Annotated in this window: 13 protein-coding genes; 9 read left to right on the forward strand and 4 right to left on the reverse strand. The window is 74.7% G+C overall.

Features of this window, described 5'->3' with window-relative positions; all coding sequences use genetic code 11:
- Window positions 1-5: 5 nt before the first annotated feature.
- The 7 genes from scy (at window position 6) to NQU55_RS03530 (ending at window position 10,790) form a co-directional block, all read left to right on the forward strand.
- The gene (gene scy, locus NQU55_RS03500; protein ID WP_168094042.1) at window positions 6-4,586 is read left to right on the forward strand and encodes a polarized growth protein Scy; all 4,581 of its coding nucleotides are present in this window, start codon (window positions 6-8) and stop codon (window positions 4,584-4,586) included.
- Between the two features lie 114 nt (window positions 4,587-4,700).
- The gene (locus NQU55_RS03505) at window positions 4,701-5,639 is read left to right on the forward strand and encodes a coiled-coil domain-containing protein (protein WP_058046316.1); all 939 of its coding nucleotides are present in this window, start codon (window positions 4,701-4,703) and stop codon (window positions 5,637-5,639) included.
- Window positions 5,640-5,795: 156 nt separating this feature from the next.
- Window positions 5,796-6,797: an ATP-binding cassette domain-containing protein gene (locus NQU55_RS03510; protein WP_168094043.1), complete on the forward strand. Its 1,002-nt coding sequence runs from the start codon at window positions 5,796-5,798 to the stop codon at window positions 6,795-6,797.
- A 2-nt stretch (window positions 6,798-6,799) separates the two neighbouring features.
- Complete coding sequence (locus tag NQU55_RS03515; protein WP_168094044.1) at window positions 6,800-7,567, forward strand: ABC transporter permease; 768 nt, start codon at window positions 6,800-6,802, stop codon at window positions 7,565-7,567.
- 65 nt (window positions 7,568-7,632) lie between these two features.
- Window positions 7,633-8,580: a hypothetical protein gene (locus NQU55_RS03520; RefSeq protein WP_256789668.1), complete on the forward strand. Its 948-nt coding sequence runs from the start codon at window positions 7,633-7,635 to the stop codon at window positions 8,578-8,580.
- 87 nt (window positions 8,581-8,667) lie between these two features.
- Window positions 8,668-9,867 (forward strand): ABC transporter ATP-binding protein, encoded by a 1,200-nt coding sequence (locus NQU55_RS03525; RefSeq protein ID WP_168096653.1) that lies wholly within the window; start codon window positions 8,668-8,670, stop codon window positions 9,865-9,867.
- On the forward strand, window positions 9,864-10,790 hold the full coding sequence (locus NQU55_RS03530; RefSeq protein WP_168096652.1) for an ABC transporter permease: 927 nt from the start codon (window positions 9,864-9,866) through the stop codon (window positions 10,788-10,790). The genes NQU55_RS03525 and NQU55_RS03530 overlap by 4 nt, the downstream gene beginning before the upstream one ends.
- A 21-nt stretch (window positions 10,791-10,811) precedes the next feature.
- Here the strand turns inward: NQU55_RS03530 and NQU55_RS03535 are convergent, their stop codons facing one another.
- On the reverse strand, window positions 10,812-11,144 hold the full coding sequence (locus tag NQU55_RS03535) for an Rv1322 family protein (RefSeq protein ID WP_168096651.1): 333 nt from the start codon (window positions 11,142-11,144) through the stop codon (window positions 10,812-10,814).
- A 206-nt stretch (window positions 11,145-11,350) separates the two neighbouring features.
- On the opposite strand from NQU55_RS03535, the gene NQU55_RS03540 reads away from it, so the two are divergent.
- Window positions 11,351-12,376, forward strand: a complete 1,026-nt coding sequence (locus tag NQU55_RS03540) for an LLM class flavin-dependent oxidoreductase (RefSeq protein WP_256789669.1) — start codon at window positions 11,351-11,353, stop codon at window positions 12,374-12,376.
- Between the two features lie 114 nt (window positions 12,377-12,490).
- Here NQU55_RS03540 and NQU55_RS03545 read toward each other — a convergent pair whose 3' ends face one another.
- On the reverse strand, window positions 12,491-12,883 hold the full coding sequence (locus tag NQU55_RS03545; RefSeq protein WP_256789670.1) for an SCO5389 family protein: 393 nt from the start codon (window positions 12,881-12,883) through the stop codon (window positions 12,491-12,493).
- A gap of 209 nt (window positions 12,884-13,092) precedes the next feature.
- Here NQU55_RS03545 and nucS point away from each other — a divergent pair, with 209 nt between their 5' ends.
- Complete coding sequence (gene nucS, locus NQU55_RS03550) at window positions 13,093-13,755, forward strand: endonuclease NucS (protein WP_256789671.1); 663 nt, start codon at window positions 13,093-13,095, stop codon at window positions 13,753-13,755.
- Between the two features lie 65 nt (window positions 13,756-13,820).
- Here nucS and NQU55_RS03555 read toward each other — a convergent pair whose 3' ends face one another.
- The gene (locus tag NQU55_RS03555) at window positions 13,821-16,517 is read right to left on the reverse strand and encodes an ATP-binding protein (protein ID WP_168095903.1); all 2,697 of its coding nucleotides are present in this window, start codon (window positions 16,515-16,517) and stop codon (window positions 13,821-13,823) included.
- Between the two features lie 271 nt (window positions 16,518-16,788).
- Window positions 16,789-17,121, reverse strand: coding sequence for an STAS domain-containing protein (locus tag NQU55_RS03560; protein ID WP_168095902.1), 333 nt, complete (start codon window positions 17,119-17,121; stop codon window positions 16,789-16,791).
- Window positions 17,122-17,261 lie beyond the last annotated feature (140 nt).

Below are 17,261 nucleotides of genomic sequence, written 5' to 3' on the forward strand. Positions count from 1 at the left end.
GCGCAGTGCGGGGCAACGACCGCTACGAGGCTGACGACCACCTCTCGCAATTCGAAGCCGAGATGGAGCGGCTGAAGAAGGAGCGGGAGAAGGCGGTCCAGCACGCCGACGACCTCGGCTACCAGGTCGAGGTGCTGCGCGCCAAGCTCCACGAGGCGCGCCGCAATCTCGCCCACCGCCCGGCGTACGACACCGCCGACATGGGTTACCAGGCGGAGCAGTTGCTCCGCAATGCCCAGATTCAGGCGGATCAGATGCGTACGGACGCCGAGCGCGAGCTGCGCGAGGCCCGGGCGCAGACGCAGCGTCTGCTGCAGGAGCAGGCCGAGCGCCAGGCGCGGATGGAGGCCGAGCTCCACGCGGAGGCCGTCGCGCGCCGCCAGCGTCTGGACGAGGAGCTCAACGAGCGCCGCCAGACCGTCGAGTCGCACGTCAACGAGAACGTGGCCTGGGCCGAGCAGCTGCGTGCGCGCACGGAGTCCCAGGCCCGGCGGCTGCTGGAGGAGTCCCGGGCGGAGGCCGAGCAGGCACTGGCCACGGCCCGTGCCGAGGCCCAGCGCCTGGCCGAGCAGGCCCGCGCCCGCCTCAGCTCCGCGGCCGACGAGGCCCGCGCCGAGGCCGAGGCCCTGCTGCGCCGTGCCCGTACGGACGCCGAGCGGCTGCTGACCGCCGCGTCCGGGCAGGCCCAGGAGGCCACCGACCACGCCGAGCGGCTGCGCGCGTCCGCGAGCACGGAGAGCGACCAGGCCCGTACGGCCGCGGCCGAGCTCACCCGTACCGCCGAGGCCCGCCTGCAGGAGGCCGACGCGGCGCTGCGCGAGGCGCGCGCCGAGGCCGAGAAGCTGGTCGCCGAGGCGAAGGAGAGCGCCGAGCGCCGCCTGTCCGGCGCCGAGTCGGAGAACGAGCAGCGCACCCGCACCGCCCGGGCCGAGGTCGCCCGGCTGGTCAGCGAGGCCACCAAGGACGCCGAGGCGCTGAAGGCCGAGGCCGAGCAGCTGCGCGCGGACGCCGCCGCGGAGGCCGAGCGGCTCGTCGCCGAGGCCGCCGAGAAGGCCCGCAGCGCCGCCGCGGAGGACTCCGCGGCCCAGCTGTCCAAGGCCGCCCGGACGGCCGAGGAGGTCCTGACCAAGGCCTCCGAGGACGCCCGCGCCACCACGAAGGCCGCGGCCGCCGAGGCGGAGCGGATCCGCAAGGAGGCCGAGGCCGAGGCCGAGCGGCTGCGCGCGCAGGCCGCGGACACCGCCGAGCAGCTCAAGGGCGCGGCGAAGGACGACACCAAGGAGTACCGCGCCAAGACCGTCGAGCTCCAGGAGGAGGCGCGGCGGCTGCGCGGCGAGGCCGAGCAGCTGCGGGCCGACGCCGTCGCCGAGGGCGAGCGGATCCGCGGCGAGGCCCGGCGCGAGGCGCTGCAGCAGATCGAGGAGGCGGCCGGTACCGCCGAGGAGCTGCTGGCCAAGGCCAAGGCCGACGCGGAGGAGACGCGCAGCGGCGCGGCCGCCGAGAGCGAGCGGGTCCGGTCGGAGGCCGCCGAGCGGGCCGCCTCCCTGCGCAAGCAGGCCGAGGAGGCCCTGGAGCGGGCGCGCACCGAGGCCGAGGAGATGGCCGAGGAGGCCGAGGACCACGCCGAGCGCACCCGGAGCGAGGCCGACGAGGCCGCGCGCAAGCTGCGCGAGGAGGCCGAGAAGGCCGCGCAGGCGCGCCGCGAGGAGGCCGACGCCGAGCTGACCCGGCTGCACGCCGAGGCCGAGCAGCGCGTGGAGTCCGCCGAGGAGGCGCTGCGCGACGCCCGTACGGAGGCGGAGCGGCTGCGCCGCGAGGCCGCCGAGGAGACCGAGCGTCAGCGCACGGAGACCGCGGAGCGGGTGCGCGCGCTGCAGGCGCAGGCCGAGACCGAGGCGGAGCGGCTGCGCGCCGAGGCCGCCGAGGAGGCCGCCGCCGCCCGCAGCGAGGGCGAGTCGGCGGGCGCGCGGCTGCGCGCCGAGGCCAATGCCGAGGCGGAGCGGCTGCGCAGCGAGGCGCAGGAGACCGCCGACCGGGTGCGGGCCGAGGCGAACGCCGCGGCCGAGCGCACGGCCGCCGAGGCCGCCGAGGCCCTCGCGGCCGCGCAGGAGGAGGCCGCCCGCCGCCGGCGCGAGGCCGAGGAGCTGCTCGGCGACGCCCGTACGGAGGCGCAGGCCGAGCGCGAGGCGGCGCGCGAGCAGAGCGAGGAGCTGCTGGCTTCGGCGCGCAAGCGGGTCGCGGAGGCGCAGGAGGAGGCCCAGCGCCTGGTCGAGGAGGCCGAGGCGCGCGCCGCCGAGCTGGTGTCGGCCGCCGAGGCGACCGCCCAGCAGGTGCGCGACGCGGTCGCCGGGCTGCACGAGCAGGCCGAGGAGGAGATCGCCGGGCTGCGCTCGGCCGCCGAGCACAACGCGGAGCGCACGCTCACCGAGGCCCAGGAGGAGGCCGACCGGGTCCGGACCGACGCGTACGCCGAGCGCGAGCGCGCCGGTGAGGACGCGGCCCGGATCCGCGCCGAGGCGCAGGCCGCGGCGGAGGCCGCCGAGGCGCTCGCCGAGCGGAAGGTCGCCGAGGCGATCACGGAGGGTCAGCGCCTGGAGGCGGAGGCCGCCCGCACGCTGGAGGACGCCACCGACAGCGCCCACGCCAAGCTCGCCGAGGCGGGCGTGCAGGCCGACGAGCTGCTCTCCGAGGCCATGGCCGAGGCGGAGAAGCTGATCGCGGAGGCCGAGGAGACGGTCGAGAAGGCCCAGCAGGACGCCGCGGCCACGGCCGACGAGGCGCGGGCCGCGGCCGCGGCGCGCCGCTCCGAGGCCGCCGAGCAGGCCGACGCGCTGATGGCGGAGGCCACGTCGGAGGCAGAGCGGCTCGTCGCCGAGGCCACGTCCGTCCTGGAGGAGGCCCGCGAGTCGGCGGAGGCGCAGCAGGCGGAGGCGGCCGAGGAGGCCGCCCGGCTGCGCGCCGAGGCCGAGCGGACGGTCACGGAGGCCCGCGAGGAGGCCGAGAAGCACCGCGGCGAGGCCGAGGAGGCCGCCCGTGCGCTCCTCGCCAAGACGAAGGCCGACGCGGAGCGCACGGTCGCGGAGGCGTCCGCCCGCTCCAAGCAGATGCGCACCGACGCGTCCGACGCCCTGGCGTCGGCCGAGCAGGACGCGGCGCGGGCGCGCGCCGAGGCCCGCGAGGACGCGAACCGGATGCGCTCCGAGGGCCACGCCGAGGCCGAGCGGATCATCCGCGAGGCCGAGGAGCTCACCTCCGGGGCGCAGGCCGAGGCGGACCGCATCGTCGACGAGGCCCGCGAGGCCGCGGGCCGGCGCCGTACGGAGGCGGCCGCCCAGGCCGACGAGCTGATCGCCGAGGCCACGGCCGAGGCGGAGAAGCTGCGGGCCGAGGCCGCCGAGACGGTGGAGACCGCGCGCCGCGAGGCGGCCCGTACGGGCGAGGAGGCCCGCGAGGCCGCCGAGGCCGTCCGCACGGAGGCCGCCGGGAAGGCCGAGCGCACGCTCGCCGAGGCGGACGCCGAGTCCGAGCGGCTGCGCACCGACGCCGCCCGGGTCCTCGACGAGGCCCGGGAGGCGGCGAACGCCCGCCGCACGGAGGCCGCCGAGCAGGCCGACACCCTCGTGGCCGAGGCGACGGCGGAGGCCGAGCGGATGGCCCTGGAGGCCTCCGAGGCGCTGGCCGCCGCGCAGGAGAACGCCAACAGCACGCGCGCGGACTCCGCGCGCATCAAGGCCGACGCCGTCCAGGAGGCGGAGCGGCTGCGCGCCGAGGCGCGTGCCGAGGGCGAGCAGACCGTCGACGACGCCCGCGATGCCGCCGCCAAGCGGCTGGCCGACGCGGGCGAGCAGGCGGACGCCCTGATCGCCAAGGCGCAGGAGGAGGCGCTGCGCACGGCCGCGGCCGCCGAGGAGCAGGCCGACACGATGGTGGGCGTGGCCCGCCGCGAGGCCGAGCGGATCGTCACGGAGGCCACCGGCGAGGGCAACGCCCTGGTCGAGCAGGCCCGTACGGACGCGGACACGCTGCTCGCCGAGGCCCGCGGGGACGCCACCGCGATAAGGGAGCGGGCCGACGAGCTGCGCTCGCGCGTCGAGAGCGAGGTCGAGGAGCTGCACGGCCGGGCGCGCCGCGAGGCCGCCGAGGCGATGCAGTCGGCGGGCGAGCGCTGCGACAAGCTCGTCGCGGCCGCGACCGAGCAGCTCGAGGAGGCCGAGGAGAAGGCGAAGAAGCTGCTGTCCGACGCGAGCAGCGAGGCCAGCAAGGTGCGGATCGCCGCGGTGAAGAAGGTGGAGGGGCTGCTCAAGGAGGCCGAGCAGAAGAAGGCCGCCGCCGTACGGGAGTCGGAGCGCCTGCGCACCGAGGGTGCGAAGGAGGCCGAGCGCCTTGTCGAGGAGGGAAAGCGGGAGTTGGAGGTCCTGGTGCGCCGTCGCGAGGACATTCAGGCCGAGATTTCCCGTGTCCAGGACGTGTTGGAGGCGTTGGAATCTTTTGAGGCCCCGGGGGCCGGAAGCGCCAAGGATGGCGGGGTGAAGGCAGCGGCGGGTGCCGGTGCTACTCGTTCGGGTGGCAAGCAGTCACAGAAGTAGCCACTCAAACGGGGGGACATTCTCCAGATCTGCCAACCATTCACCTGATGACACGCCGCTCGCACCCCTAGGATTCCCTCTATCACCTCACCGGTCTCTTATGACAGGAACCCCATGAGTGACACTTCCTCCCCCTTCGGCTTCGAGCTTGTGCGGCGTGGATACGACCGCGGCCAGGTGGACGACCGCATTACCAAGCTCGTCGCCGACCGAGACAGCGCACTGGCACGCATCACCTCTCTGGAAAAGCGCATCGAGGAGCTGCACCTCGAGACGCAGAATGCTCAGGCCCAGGTCAATGACGCCGAGCCGTCCTATGCGGGTCTGGGGGCGAGGGTCGAGAAGATCCTTCGGCTGGCCGAGGAAGAGGCCAAGGATCTGCGTGAGGAGGCCCGGCGCGCCGCCGAGCAGCACCGCGAGCTTGCCGAGTCCGCCGCCCAGCAGGTGCGCAACGACGCCGAGTCGTTCGCCGCCGACCGCAAGGCGAAGGCGGAGGACGAGGGCGCGCGCATCGTCGAGAAGGCCAAGGGCGACTCCGCCCAGCTGCGGGCCGAGGCCCAGAAGGACGCCCAGTCCAAGCGCGAGGAGGCGGACGCCCTCTTCGAGGAGACCCGCGCCAAGGCGGCCCAGGCCGCCGCCGACTTCGAGACCAACCTGGCCAAGCGGCGCGAGCAGTCCGAGCGCGACCTGGCCTCCCGCCAGGCCAAGGCGGAGAAGCGGCTGGCGGAGATCGAGCACCGCGCGGAGCAGCTGCGCCTGGAGGCGGAGAAGCTGCGCACGGACGCCGAGCGCCGCGCCCGCCAGACGGTGGAGACCGCCCAGCGCCAGGCCGAGGACATCGTGGCCGACGCCAACGCCAAGGCGGACCGCATCCGCAGCGAGTCCGAGCGCGAGCTCGCCGCGCTCACCAACCGCCGCGACAGCATCAACGCCCAGCTGACCAACGTCCGCGAGATGCTGGCCACGCTGACCGGCGCCGCCGTCGCCGCGGCCGGCGTCCCCGGTGACGACGAGCCGATCTCCCGCGGCGTCCCGGCCCAGCAGAGCCGCTGAGCCCAGGGCCGCTGACCTTCCGGGACGCTCGTCCTGCCCTGTGCGCCGCTTGAGCGGGCGCACGGGGCAGCGGTCGCCCTCCCGGCGCCCCGGGCCGCTCCCCCGGACGGCCCGCTACCGCTGGCGGGGTGTGCGGGCCCCCCTTACCGTGGCTGAATGATCGAGCTGCAGGGCCTGACCAAGCGCTACGGCGAGAAGCTCGCCGTCGACGGCCTCACCTGCACCGTCCGCCCCGGGATCGTCACCGGCTTCCTGGGCCCCAACGGCGCGGGCAAGTCCACGACGATGCGGATGATGCTCGACCTGGACAGCCCCACCGCCGGCACGGTCCTCATCGACGGGCAGCACTACCGGCAGCTGAGGGATCCGCTGCGGACCGTCGGCGCCCTGCTGGACGCCAAGGCCATGCACGGCGGCCGCAGCGCCTACAACCACCTGCTGTGCCTGGCGCAGAGCAACGGCATCCCGCGCTCCCGCGTGCGCGAGGTTCTGGACACGGTCGGCCTGACCTCGGTGGCCGGAAAGCGCTCCAAGGGCTTCTCGCTCGGCATGGGGCAGCGCCTGGGCATCGCCGCCGCACTGCTCGGCGACCCGCAGATCCTGATGTTCGACGAACCCGTCAACGGGCTGGACCCCGAGGGCATCCACTGGATCCGCAATCTGATGAAGAACCTCGCCTCCCAGGGGCGTACGGTCTTCGTCTCCTCGCACCTGATGAGCGAGATGGCGCTGACCGCCGAGCACCTGATCGTCATCGGCCAGGGCAGGCTGCTCGCCGACACCTCGATGGCGGAGTTCATCGCCCGCAACTCGCGGTCGTACGTGCGGCTGCGCTCCCCCGAGACCGAGCGGCTGCTGGACGTGCTGGCCGGCGCCGGGGTCGCGGCGGTGACCACGCAGGACGGCCATCTGGAGGTCGACGGCACGGAGGCGGCCCGGCTGGGCGAGCTCGCCGCGCGGCACCGGCTCGTCCTGCACGAGCTGAGCCCCCAGCGGGCGTCCCTGGAGGAGGCCTTCATGCAGCTGACCGCGGAGTCGGTGGAGTACCACGCGCACAGCGCGCCGGTCGCGGACGCGGGCGAGGGCGCCGTGCCGGGCGGCGGCACGGGGCCGCCCGGCGGCGGGTGGGGAGCCGGCTGGCGGAAGAAGGGGTCCTGACGATGGCGGTGGTGGGGCAGGTCCTGCAATCGGAATGGACGAAGATCAAATCCGTCCGCTCCACGGTGTGGACGCTCGGTCTCGCGCTGGTGGTCACCGTTGCGCTCGGCGCGCTGATCAGCGCCTTCTCCAGCAGTAACTTCGAGCGCATGCCGGTGCAGGAGCGGGTGAATTTCGACCCGACCTTTACGAGTTTCGCGGGAATGGGACTCGGCCAGCTCGCCATGATCGTTTTCGGGGTGCTGGTGGTGTCCAATGAATACAGCACGGGAATGATCCGCACTTCGCTGGCGGCGGTTCCGCAGCGGGGCACGTTCCTCTTCTGCAAGATCGTGGTCGCCACACTGATCGCGTTCGTCATCGCGATGCTGACCAGCTTTGTCTCCTTCTTCGTCGGCCAGTCGATGCTCGGCAGTCACCGGACGTCGATCGGCGCTGCGGGAGTCCTGCGGGCGGTGATCGGCGGCGGCCTCTATATGACGCTGATCGCGGTGTTCTCCATGGGGATCGCGGCGATGCTGCGCAGCCCCATGCTCTCGCTCGGCATTCTGATGCCGTTCTTCTTCATCATCTCCAGCATTCTGGGCGCGGTGGAGGCGACGAAGAAGGTCGGGCAATACCTGCCCGACCAGGCCGGTCACAAGGTCATGCAGGTGGTGTCGTTCGACGACGCCCCGTACGGGCCGTGGGGCGGCTTCACGATCATGGTGCTGTGGGTGGTGGCGGCGCTGGCCGGCGGGTACGTCGTACTGAAGCGGCGGGACGCGTAGCGCCTCGCCGGCGGATCACGGCGGGGCCGCCGCCCCGGTGACCGTGTCGTCCGGGAGGAGCCGCCTTGGCCGATCGGAGTCTGCGGGCCCTCGGGCTCGACGGTGCCCCCGCCGAACTGCCGCTGACGTATCCCGGGCGCCCGGTCGGGGAGCCGGCCCTGCTGACGGGCGGCGAGCTGCTGCCGCTGCGGCCGCAGGCGGGGCCGCCCGGCGAGTGGCGGGTGGTGACGGGGATGGGAGGGGCGGAGCCGGTCCTCGACGTCTTCCTCGACCGGATGAGCGCGGCACGCGTCCGGTCGCGGCACCCCGTGCTCGCCGTGGGGTCCAACGCCTCCCCCGCCCAGCTGCACCACAAGCTCACCCGGAGCGGCCCGGGGGCCACGGTCCCGATGGCGCCCGTGGAGGTGCACGGCATCGGGGTCGGGTGCTCCGCGCACATCGGGCGGCACGGCTACGTGGCCGCGGCGCCCTACGCCGACCCGGCCGCCCGGCGCACCCTCGTGGCCGGCTGGCTGGACGACGCGCAGCTGGCCGTCGTCGACGAGACCGAATTCAACTACCGGCGGGTGTGGGTGCCGGGCGGGGACTTCCCGATGACGCTGCCCTCCGGACACCGGCTCGGCGGCGCGCATCTCTACGTGAGCCTGCACGGCGTCCTGGCCGACCCGGGCGGCGGCGGGCCCCGCGCGGGCGGGGGCGACCAGCGCGGGCTGCTGAGCGCGCTGCTGGCCGCCTCGCAGGCCCTGCGCGCGCTGCTCGGGCCGGGCCCGGAGGACTGGGTCACCCGGGCTCGGGCGGACGAGGCGGTGCGGGCCGAGGGGCGGGCGGTCTTCCGGAGGGAGGGCTGGGTGCTCCCCGAGGGCCTGCCGCCGGGCGAGGGCGGGAGCGGGGGCCGGACAGGCGACCGGCCCGGCGACCAGCCGGGCGATCGGACCGGCGACCGGGCCGGTGATCAGGCCGGTGATCAGCCCGGCGACCGCCCCCACCAGGCACTCCCCACCCCGCGCAGCTAATCGCGGGTAACGGGAACCGTCAGCTCCTCGTTATGCTCCTAACCCTTACGGGGCCTTACGCCCAAACGAGCTCGCGAGGGGCGGAGAATGATCGAGGCAGTCGGTCTGACAAAGCGCTACGGCGCCAAGACGGCCGTACACAATCTGTCGTTCCAGGTGCGGCCCGGGGCCGTCACCGGCTTCCTGGGTCCGAACGGATCAGGCAAGTCCACGACCATGCGCATGATCCTGGGACTGGACCAGCCCACGTCCGGGCGCGTGACCATCGGCGGCCACCCCTTCCGCAGCCTCCCCAACGCTCCGCGCCAGGTCGGCGCGCTGCTCGACGCGAAGGCCGTGCACGGCGGGCGCAGCGCCTACCACCATCTGCTCTCCCTCGCGCAGCTCGGCGGCATCCCGGCCCGCCGGGTGGACGAGGTCCTCGGCGTCGTCGGCCTGCAGGACGTCGCCAAGCGGCGCTCCAAGGGCTTCTCGCTCGGCATGGGCCAGCGCCTCGGCATCGCCGCCGCACTGCTCGGCGACCCGCAGGTGCTGCTCTTCGACGAGCCGGTCAACGGCCTCGACCCCGAGGGCATCCTCTGGGTCCGCAATCTGATGAAGCAGCTCGCGGCCGAGGGCCGGACGGTCTTCGTCTCCTCGCACCTGATGAGCGAGATGGCGCTGACCGCCGACCACCTGATCGTCATCGGGCGCGGCCAGCTCATGGCCGACATGAGCGTCAAGGACTTCATATCCGCGAACTCCGCGGACTTCGCGCGCGTGCGCACGCCGGAGACGGAGCCGGCGAGCCGCGAGAAGCTCACGGCCGCCCTCGTCGAGGCCGGCGGCCAGGTGCTGGCCGAGCCGGACGGCGGCCTGCGCGTCACCGGTCTGCCGCTGCCGCGGATCAGCGACGTCGCTCACGGGGCGGACGTCCGCCTCTGGGAGCTCTCGCCGCACCAGGCCTCGCTGGAGGAGGCGTACATGCGGATGACGCAGGGCGCCGTCGACTACCGCTCGACGGCCGACCAGCTCGCCGCCCTCGCCCCGCCGCCCCCGGGCCCCGGCTACGGCCACCCCGGCGCCCCCGCCCCGCATCAGGGCTGGGCCCCGCCGGAGGGCAACCCCTACCCCGTGCTCCCGGGCGAGCAGCCCAACCCGTACGCGCAGGCCCCGGCCGGCGCCCCGCAGCCGCCGCAGGCCGCCCACCCGGCGGCTCCGCAGGCCCCCGCGGGCCCGCCGCCCGCCGCCGCTCCCGCCCCTGCCCCCGCCGACCTCACCAAGCGCGACAGCGAGGACGCCCGATGACCACCCCCCAGCCCCAGGCGGCCCACCCGGCGACTCCGCAGGCCGCCCCGGCCCCGCAGGCCCCGCCGCACGCCGCGCCCGGCTACTGGCCCGGCACCGCGCCCGCGGGCGGTGTCTCCGGCTACGTGTCGCCGATCCCGGTCCGCAAGGCGACCCTCATGGACGCCGTCGCGGCCGAGTGGACCAAGATCCGCTCCGTGCGCTCCACGATCTGGACGCTGAGCATCATGGTGGGGATCATCGTCGGCATCGGGCTGCTGATCGCGGCGGCCGTCAACGCCGCCGGCAGCTCCATGAACGGCACGAACGCCCTGGCCGCCGGCTTCTTCAGCGTGATGCTGGGCATGATCTGCGTGCTCACGCTCGGCGTGCTGACGATCTCCTCGGAGTACGGCACGGGCATGATCCGCACGACGCTGACGGCCTGCCCCGACCGCGCCCGGGTGCTCACCGCGAAGGCGATCGTCTTCTTCGCCCTGACATTCGTGATCACCCTCGCCAGCACGGCGCTGGTCGGGATCATCGACGTCGGACTGCTGGAGGACCAGGCCGAGTTCGCCTCCACCGGCGGCGAGTGGCTCCGGGCGACGGTCGGCACCAGCCTCTTCATCGGCCTGCTCGGGCTGGTCTCGCTCGCCATGGGCACGCTGCTGCGGCACTCCGCGGGAGCGATCACGGTGATGCTGGGCGTGGTGCTGCTGCCGCTGGTCGTGGCGATGTTCATGTTCACGGAGAGCCTGTCGGACCTGCGCAAGGCGCTGTTCGAGTACTCGATCCCCATGCAGCTGTCGGTCTTCTACGGCGCCTCGGGCGAGGATTCGGCCACCAGCCTCAGCGGCTGGGACCCGCTGTGGGTCATGGCGATCGCCGCGGCCGTCGCGCTCGGCGGCGCCTACGCCTCGCTGCTCAAGCGCGACGCGTGACCGCACACCGCTGACAAACCCTCAGTAACGAGGGGCATGACGGGACCGCTGGAGCCGCGCGCTCCGGCGGTCCCTCGCGTTCCAGCAGGACTTGTGCCAGTGCCGCCGGTCGTCGACGCCGGCCCCGTACTGCGGCCAGGCCACCAAGTGCGGCACTCCCGGCGGGATCTCCTGGTCGCACCCGGGGCAGCGGTAGTGCTTCGTGGCCGCGCCGCCGCCGATCGTGCGCACCGCCCACTCCTCGCCCTGCCAGTCCTCGGTGCGCTCCAGGCCGTAGCGGTCGCCGCCCTCGCCGCGGGGAGCGTCGGACTGCTTGTCTGCGCCGCCTCGCGGGCGGTTTCGGCGCGGAGACACGGGGCACCTCGGTTGGTCTGGGGAGCTACGGGCCGTGACCAGATTACGCGCCAGAGTCACCGTGGTGGGCAGGCGTCCCCCCGGGCACCGCGGCGACACTCCCCCGATCATCATGAAAACTTAACGCCGAGCCGTGCCCATGGCACGTGTCAGCCGTTATTTCCGGTGGGGGGATGCCGCGTCGGTCGCTAGGAGGAGCAAGAGCGATGCGCGTTGGAGCATTCGTCCTGGCCGCCCAGTTCCCCGGGCAGGGGCATGCGGAGGCCCTGCACCGGGCCGTGCGGACGGCAGTGGTCGCCGAGGAGGCGGGGCTGGACGCGGTCTGGTTCGCCGAGCACCACTTCATGCCGTACGGGGTCTGCCCCTCGGCGGTGACGCTCGCGGCACTGGCCCTGGGGCGCACCCGCAGGATCCGCGTGGGCACGGCCGTCAGCGTCCTGCCCACCACCCACCCCGTGGCCCTCGGCGAGCAGGCCGCCATGCTGCACCTGGCCTCCGAGGGCCGCTTCACCCTCGGGGTGGGCCGCGGCGGCCCCTGGGTGGACCTGGAGGTCTTCAACTCCGGTCTGGCGGCGTACGAGGAGGGCTATCCCGAGTCCCTCGCGCTGCTGATGCGCTGGCTGCGCGAGCCCCGGGTGGGCGCCTCGGGGCCCCGCTTCCGCTTCCGCGAAGTGCCGGTCGTGCCGCGCCCGGACGATCTGGAGGATCGTTCCGGCCCGCCCGTCCTCATGGCGTGCACCTCGCCGTCGAGCGTCCGTCTCGCGGCCGGGCACGGCCTGCCCATGCTGCTGGGGATGCACAGCGGGGACGAGGAGAAGGCGGAGATGGTGGCCCTGTGGCGCAAGTGCTCGCTGGAGGCGGGGCGTTCGCCCGGGGAGGTCGCCGCGGCCGCCCACGTCTCCGCCGGGGTCGTCCAGGTCGGGGACCGCCGGCAGGAGGCCGCCGAGACCCTGACGAAGGCCATGCCGGGCTGGCTGCACCAGGGCCTCTCGGCGTACGTGACGGTCGACGGCCGGGCGCGCACGATGCGCGATCCGCTGGAGTACACCAAGCTGCTGTGCGAGCTCCATCCGGTCGGCCCGCCGCGGCTGTGCGCCGACCGCCTCGCGGCCACCGCGGAGCGCACGGGCATCACGCGCTTCGCGCTGCTGACCGAGGGCTCCGGCGACCTCGCCGCCACCGAGGACAACCTCCGCCGGCTCGGCGCCGAGGTGCTGCCGCTCCTCTCCTGACCTTCCCCTCCGCCCCTGCGGCCGCCCGCTCGCCCGCCGCCGGCCGCCCCCGGGGCCGCTGCCGCTCCCGCACTGATCGACACCTCCCGCGTGCGGAGCGGCAGCGCCAGCGCCTCAGCAGTCCCGCAGCTCCGGCGACTGGTTCAGCAGCTGGCCCCGGATCGACGTGAAACGGGCCAGGCGCTCGTCCGCCTGCGGGGCAAGCGGGAACACCGCCACCCGATGGCAGTTCTGGAAGGCCAGGCGCACTCCGAAGTGCCGCTCCAGGGCACCTCGGATGGCATCACTCGCCAGGGCGCGCAGCAGCTGTCCACGGGCCTGCTCGTCCGGCGGAGGCGTCTGGTTGTCGGCGAACTCGCCACCGTCGATCCTGAGCCGGGCCACCAGGGAGCCGATCATCTCCCACGCGTACGGCAGGGAGGTCCGGACGCAGTCGACGAATTCCGCTTCATCGACCTCGCCTCGCTCGGCCTGTTCGAGGAGGGCCGGTGAGACGTCGAGCGACATGGGGTTCTCCTCTCGCGACCCCGCGAGCAGGGTCTCAGGGGTGGGCGAGCGGACGACGACGCCCCGTGCCCGTACGACGACCGCCCGCTTCAACGGTAATTCGGCCACTGCGGGCGCACCAGGAGAACGCACCGACAACCAGCCACAGCCAAAGGGCCCATCGGGGGCGAATCGCGTCGGGGGGCAGGAGTCGAGTAGCGTTGCGCACCATGCGTCTCGTCATCGCCCGTTGCTCCGTGGACTACGCGGGCCGGCTCACCGCCCACCTCCCCTCCGCCCCGCGGCTGATCCTCGTCAAGGCGGACGGCAGCGTCTCGATCCATGCGGACGACCGCGCCTACAAACCGCTCAACTGGATGTCCCCGCCGTGCACCCTCAAGGAGGGCGACGGGGACGTATGGACCGTGGTCAACAAGGCGGGCGAGAAGCTGATCATCACGATGGAGGAAGTGCTGCACGACTCCTCCCACGAGCTCGGCGTGGACCCCGGCCTCATCAAGGACGGCGTGGAAGCACACCTTCAGGAGCTCCTCGCGGACCGCATCGAGACGCTCGGCGAGGGCTACTCCCTGATCCGCCGCGAGTACCCCACGGCGATCGGCCCGGTGGACATCCTGTGCCGTGACGCCGACGGCGCGACGGTGGCCGTGGAGATCAAGCGGCGTGGCGAGATCGATGGTGTGGAGCAGCTCACACGCTATCTGGAGCTCCTCAACCGCGACCCGCACCTGGCGCCCGTGCGCGGCGTCTTCGCGGCCCAGGAGATCAAGCCCCAGGCGCGCGTGCTCGCCACGGACCGCGGCATCGGCTGCGTCGTCCTGGACTACGACGCGATGCGCGGCATCGAGGACGACAAGCTGCGGCTCTTCTGACGCGCACCGCGTGCGGGAGCTTCACCACGCCGGACGGGCCGACCAGGCCCGTCCGGCGTTTACGTTCACGCCCCGGCGGACGAGGGGCTGCTGCTGCCGTCGGCCGGCTTGCTGCCCGACGTGCCGCTCGCGGCGGACTGGCTGCCGCCGCTGACGGGGCCGCTCGCCGAGCTCGACCCGCCGCCGGCCGGCGAGGACGGCTGGGAAGGCAAGGAGGGCTGGGAGGACGAGGGCTTCGACGATGGCTCGGTGCCGCCGCTGCTGCTCCTGCTCGGCGCCGGCGACTGCGACGACTGGCCGCCGCCCTGCGAGCGCGACGGGCTCGGCGACGTCCCGCCCGAGGAGGGGCGGCCCGACGGCTCGCCGCTGCCGCTGGGGGCGCCGCTCGGCGACGTGCTGCCGGAGGCGCCCGGCGAGGCCGAGCCCGAGCCGCCCGCGCCGGGCGAGTGGTTCGGCTTCCCCGGCTTGCCCGGCACCTGGGCGTGCCCGGCCTCACCGGGGCCCGGCTGGTCGGCGGTGAGGCTGTTGTCACCGTCCTGCTGGGACGCGGACTGCCCGGGCTTCACCCGTTCGGGCGACTTTCCGTCCTGACCGCCGGAGGTCACCCCCAGGGTGACGACCGTGCCGAGGACGGCGGCGAGCAGGGCGCCCGCACCGGCCGCGACGAGGTTGCGCCGGGCGCCGCCCATCATCATCTTCCGGGCCCACGGCTGCCGCGCGGGGCCCCGCTGCCGCTGGGCGCGCTCGGCCGCGAGGCGGGCGATGACCGTCGTGGCGACCTGGTCCGGGTCGGCGCCGGGGGCCGCCGGGGAGGCGGCGGAGGGCACGGAGGGCGGCACGGCGGACTGCTCGCTGCGGGCGGCCGGGATCTCCTCGCCGGCGGGCGTACGGCCCGCGGACCCGCCTGCGGGCCGGGACACGGGCGGCTGCGGCACGGGCGGCACCGGGGCGGCACCGCCGGCGCCGGGCGCGGCTGCGGGCGGGCCGCCCGCGGGGCCGCCCGCCGCGAACCCGGAGCGGTCGGCGACCAGCGCCAGCGCCCGCCGTCCCGCTATGGCGCCGCGCTTGTCCGCCATCACGCCGCGCATGCCGACGGACGCCTCTAGCTCGGCGCGGGCCCGCTGCAGATTGCCGGTGCACAGCGCCAGCACACCCAACTCGTGGTGGAAGTAGGCCTCTTCGCCCACCTCTCCGGCGCGCCGGGCGGCCTCCTGCCCGTAGCGCAGGACGCGCTCCCAGGCGCTCCAGTGCAGGGCGGCGGCGAAGGCGGGCGCGGCGGCGCGGGCGAGCTGGACGGCCGCGGCGCGGTGCCCGGGGTCGCCGTCGGCCGCGAGGGCCGCGAGCGCGGCGAGGATCGCGTCGGCCTCGGCGGCGGCCCGCTCGGGCGCGACGGAGGGGTGGCCCGCCCACCAGGCGTAGTGCTGGGCGGCGGAGTGGGCGCGCTCGGCGGCGCCCGCGGCGTAGCCCTCGGCGGTGAGCAGGGCGGCGACGCCCGCGGCGAGCCGGTAGTGCCCGGCGACGGCGGTGATCAGACCGGCGGCGAGCAGTTCGCCGACGGCCGCGTCGGCGTGGGTGTCGCCGACGAGCGCGGGCAGGTGGGCCTGGTGCGGGACCTCGCCGCCCAGGGCGACGGCGAAGCGCAGGGTCTCGCGGGCGGCCTCGTCGAGGCGGGAGGCGAGCGGCACGGCCGGGCGGGACGCCTCGGCGAGCGGGGGCAGCGGCGCGCCCTCGGCGGCGCCGGTGCCGGCCTCGGCCTCGGCCCCGGCGGCGGCCACGTAGGGCCGCTCGGCGAAGACGCCGAACTCGTCGGCGGCGGCGGGGTCGGCGCCGGCGGCGTCCCGCGCCCGGCCGTCCGCCCCGGCCGCGGCCGGGGGCGTCCCCAGCCGCAGCAGCGCCCCGGCCTGGACGAAGCGCAGCGGCAGGCCCTCGGACTCGAACCACAGGTCCGCCGCCCAGTCCGCCTCCTCGTCCGTCAGCGGACGGTCGACGCAGAGCTCCAGGAGCTCCAGGCAGGCGGTGCGGTCGAGGCCGCCGAGGAAGACCTCTTCGACGTGCGAGTCGGGAGAGGGCGCGGCGACGTCGGGGGTGGCCGCGAAGAGGAAGGCGCACTCGGGGGTGGCGTCGAGGAGCTCGTCCAGCGCGGCGCCGCCGAATTCGAGGTCGTCCAGGACGACGACGGCGCCGATGTCGCGCACGAGGGAGAGCAGCCCGGCCCGGTCGGGGCGGTGCAGCGGCGCGTGGTGAACGGCGGCGAAGAGGTCGTAGAGGACGTCGGTGACGGTGCGGTGGTGGCCGGTGAGGCGGACGACGCCGTCGGGGGCGAGGCGGGCGCAGTCGTCGGCGACGGCGTCCAGCAGGGCGCTGCGGCCGGAGCCCGAGGGGCCGGTCAGCCGGACGGAGCGGCCGCGCGAGAGCAGCCGGGAGAGGCGTTCGCGCTCCTCCTGGCGGTGCAGCAGGGGCAGCTCGGGGCCGGCCTGGCGGGCGGGCGGCGGGGGCGCGGCGGCGCGGAGCAGCTCGGCGCGCTCCTCGGGGGTGTGTCTGCCGGGGGGCGGGGGCACCTCGGCGGGCAGGCAGGGTTCGATCTCGCTGCCGTCGACGGGGTTGACGGTGAGGGCGTAGTCACCCGCGACGAGCCGGACGACGCGGGCGAGCCCGGGGGCCTGCTCCCCGGCCTCGGCGCCCGGGAGGTCGCGCGGGCCGCCGCCCTCGGCGGGCTCGTGTGCGCCCTCGCCGAATTCCTCGGGTCGGTTCGTCGGGTCCATGGTGAAAGCCCCCCAAATGCGTGGCGTGCCGTCCTGCCCTTCCGGCCTGCCGCACTCCTCAACCCACGGCCGGGCATACCGGCCGGCGCTTCATCGGTGCCCGCCGTGGGCTCTGTTATGCGGCCTTTCGCGGCGGGAAAACCGAACCTCAGACCTGGGCACAGTATCCATGAAGCGACGGGGGCCCCGCTGCCCGGGGCATGTCACAGTCTCATGAGAATCGGAAAGAAGGGGACGCATGCGGACGCGGGTGCCTCTATGGCAACTCCGTTCACACGCGGGGAAGGGACTCGCCCGCCTCGACGCCGATTCCGCCCTCGATGGCGAGGATGCGGTGCAGCCGGGTGGCGACGAGCAGCCGCTGCATCCGGTCGGGCACGCCGCGCAGGACGAGGCGGCGGCCGGAGCGGCCGGCGCGGCGGTGGGCGCCCATGATGACGCCGAGGCCGGTGGCGTCCCAGGAGTCCAGCTCGGTGAGGTCGAGGACGAGGTCGCCGCGGCCGGAGTCGAGGGCGGAGTGCAGGACCGTACGGGCGTCCGCCGCGCTGCGGACGTCGAGGCGGCCCCCGACGACCAGTTCGGCGTGGTCGCCCCTGATGTGCATATGCGCTCCCGGAGTGATGCCCGATGGTGCGTGATGACGGTGTGGCTCTGCAGCCCCGTGCGGTTCTCAAGGCTCTGTGGTTACAAAGAACTGACTGCCTCTCACACGACAAGGTTGCCGCCTGTTGGCGAACCGATACC

Origin of the sequence: Streptomyces telluris (assembly GCF_024519335.1) — a bacterium.
Lineage (GTDB): Bacteria > Actinomycetota > Actinomycetes > Streptomycetales > Streptomycetaceae > Streptomyces > Streptomyces telluris.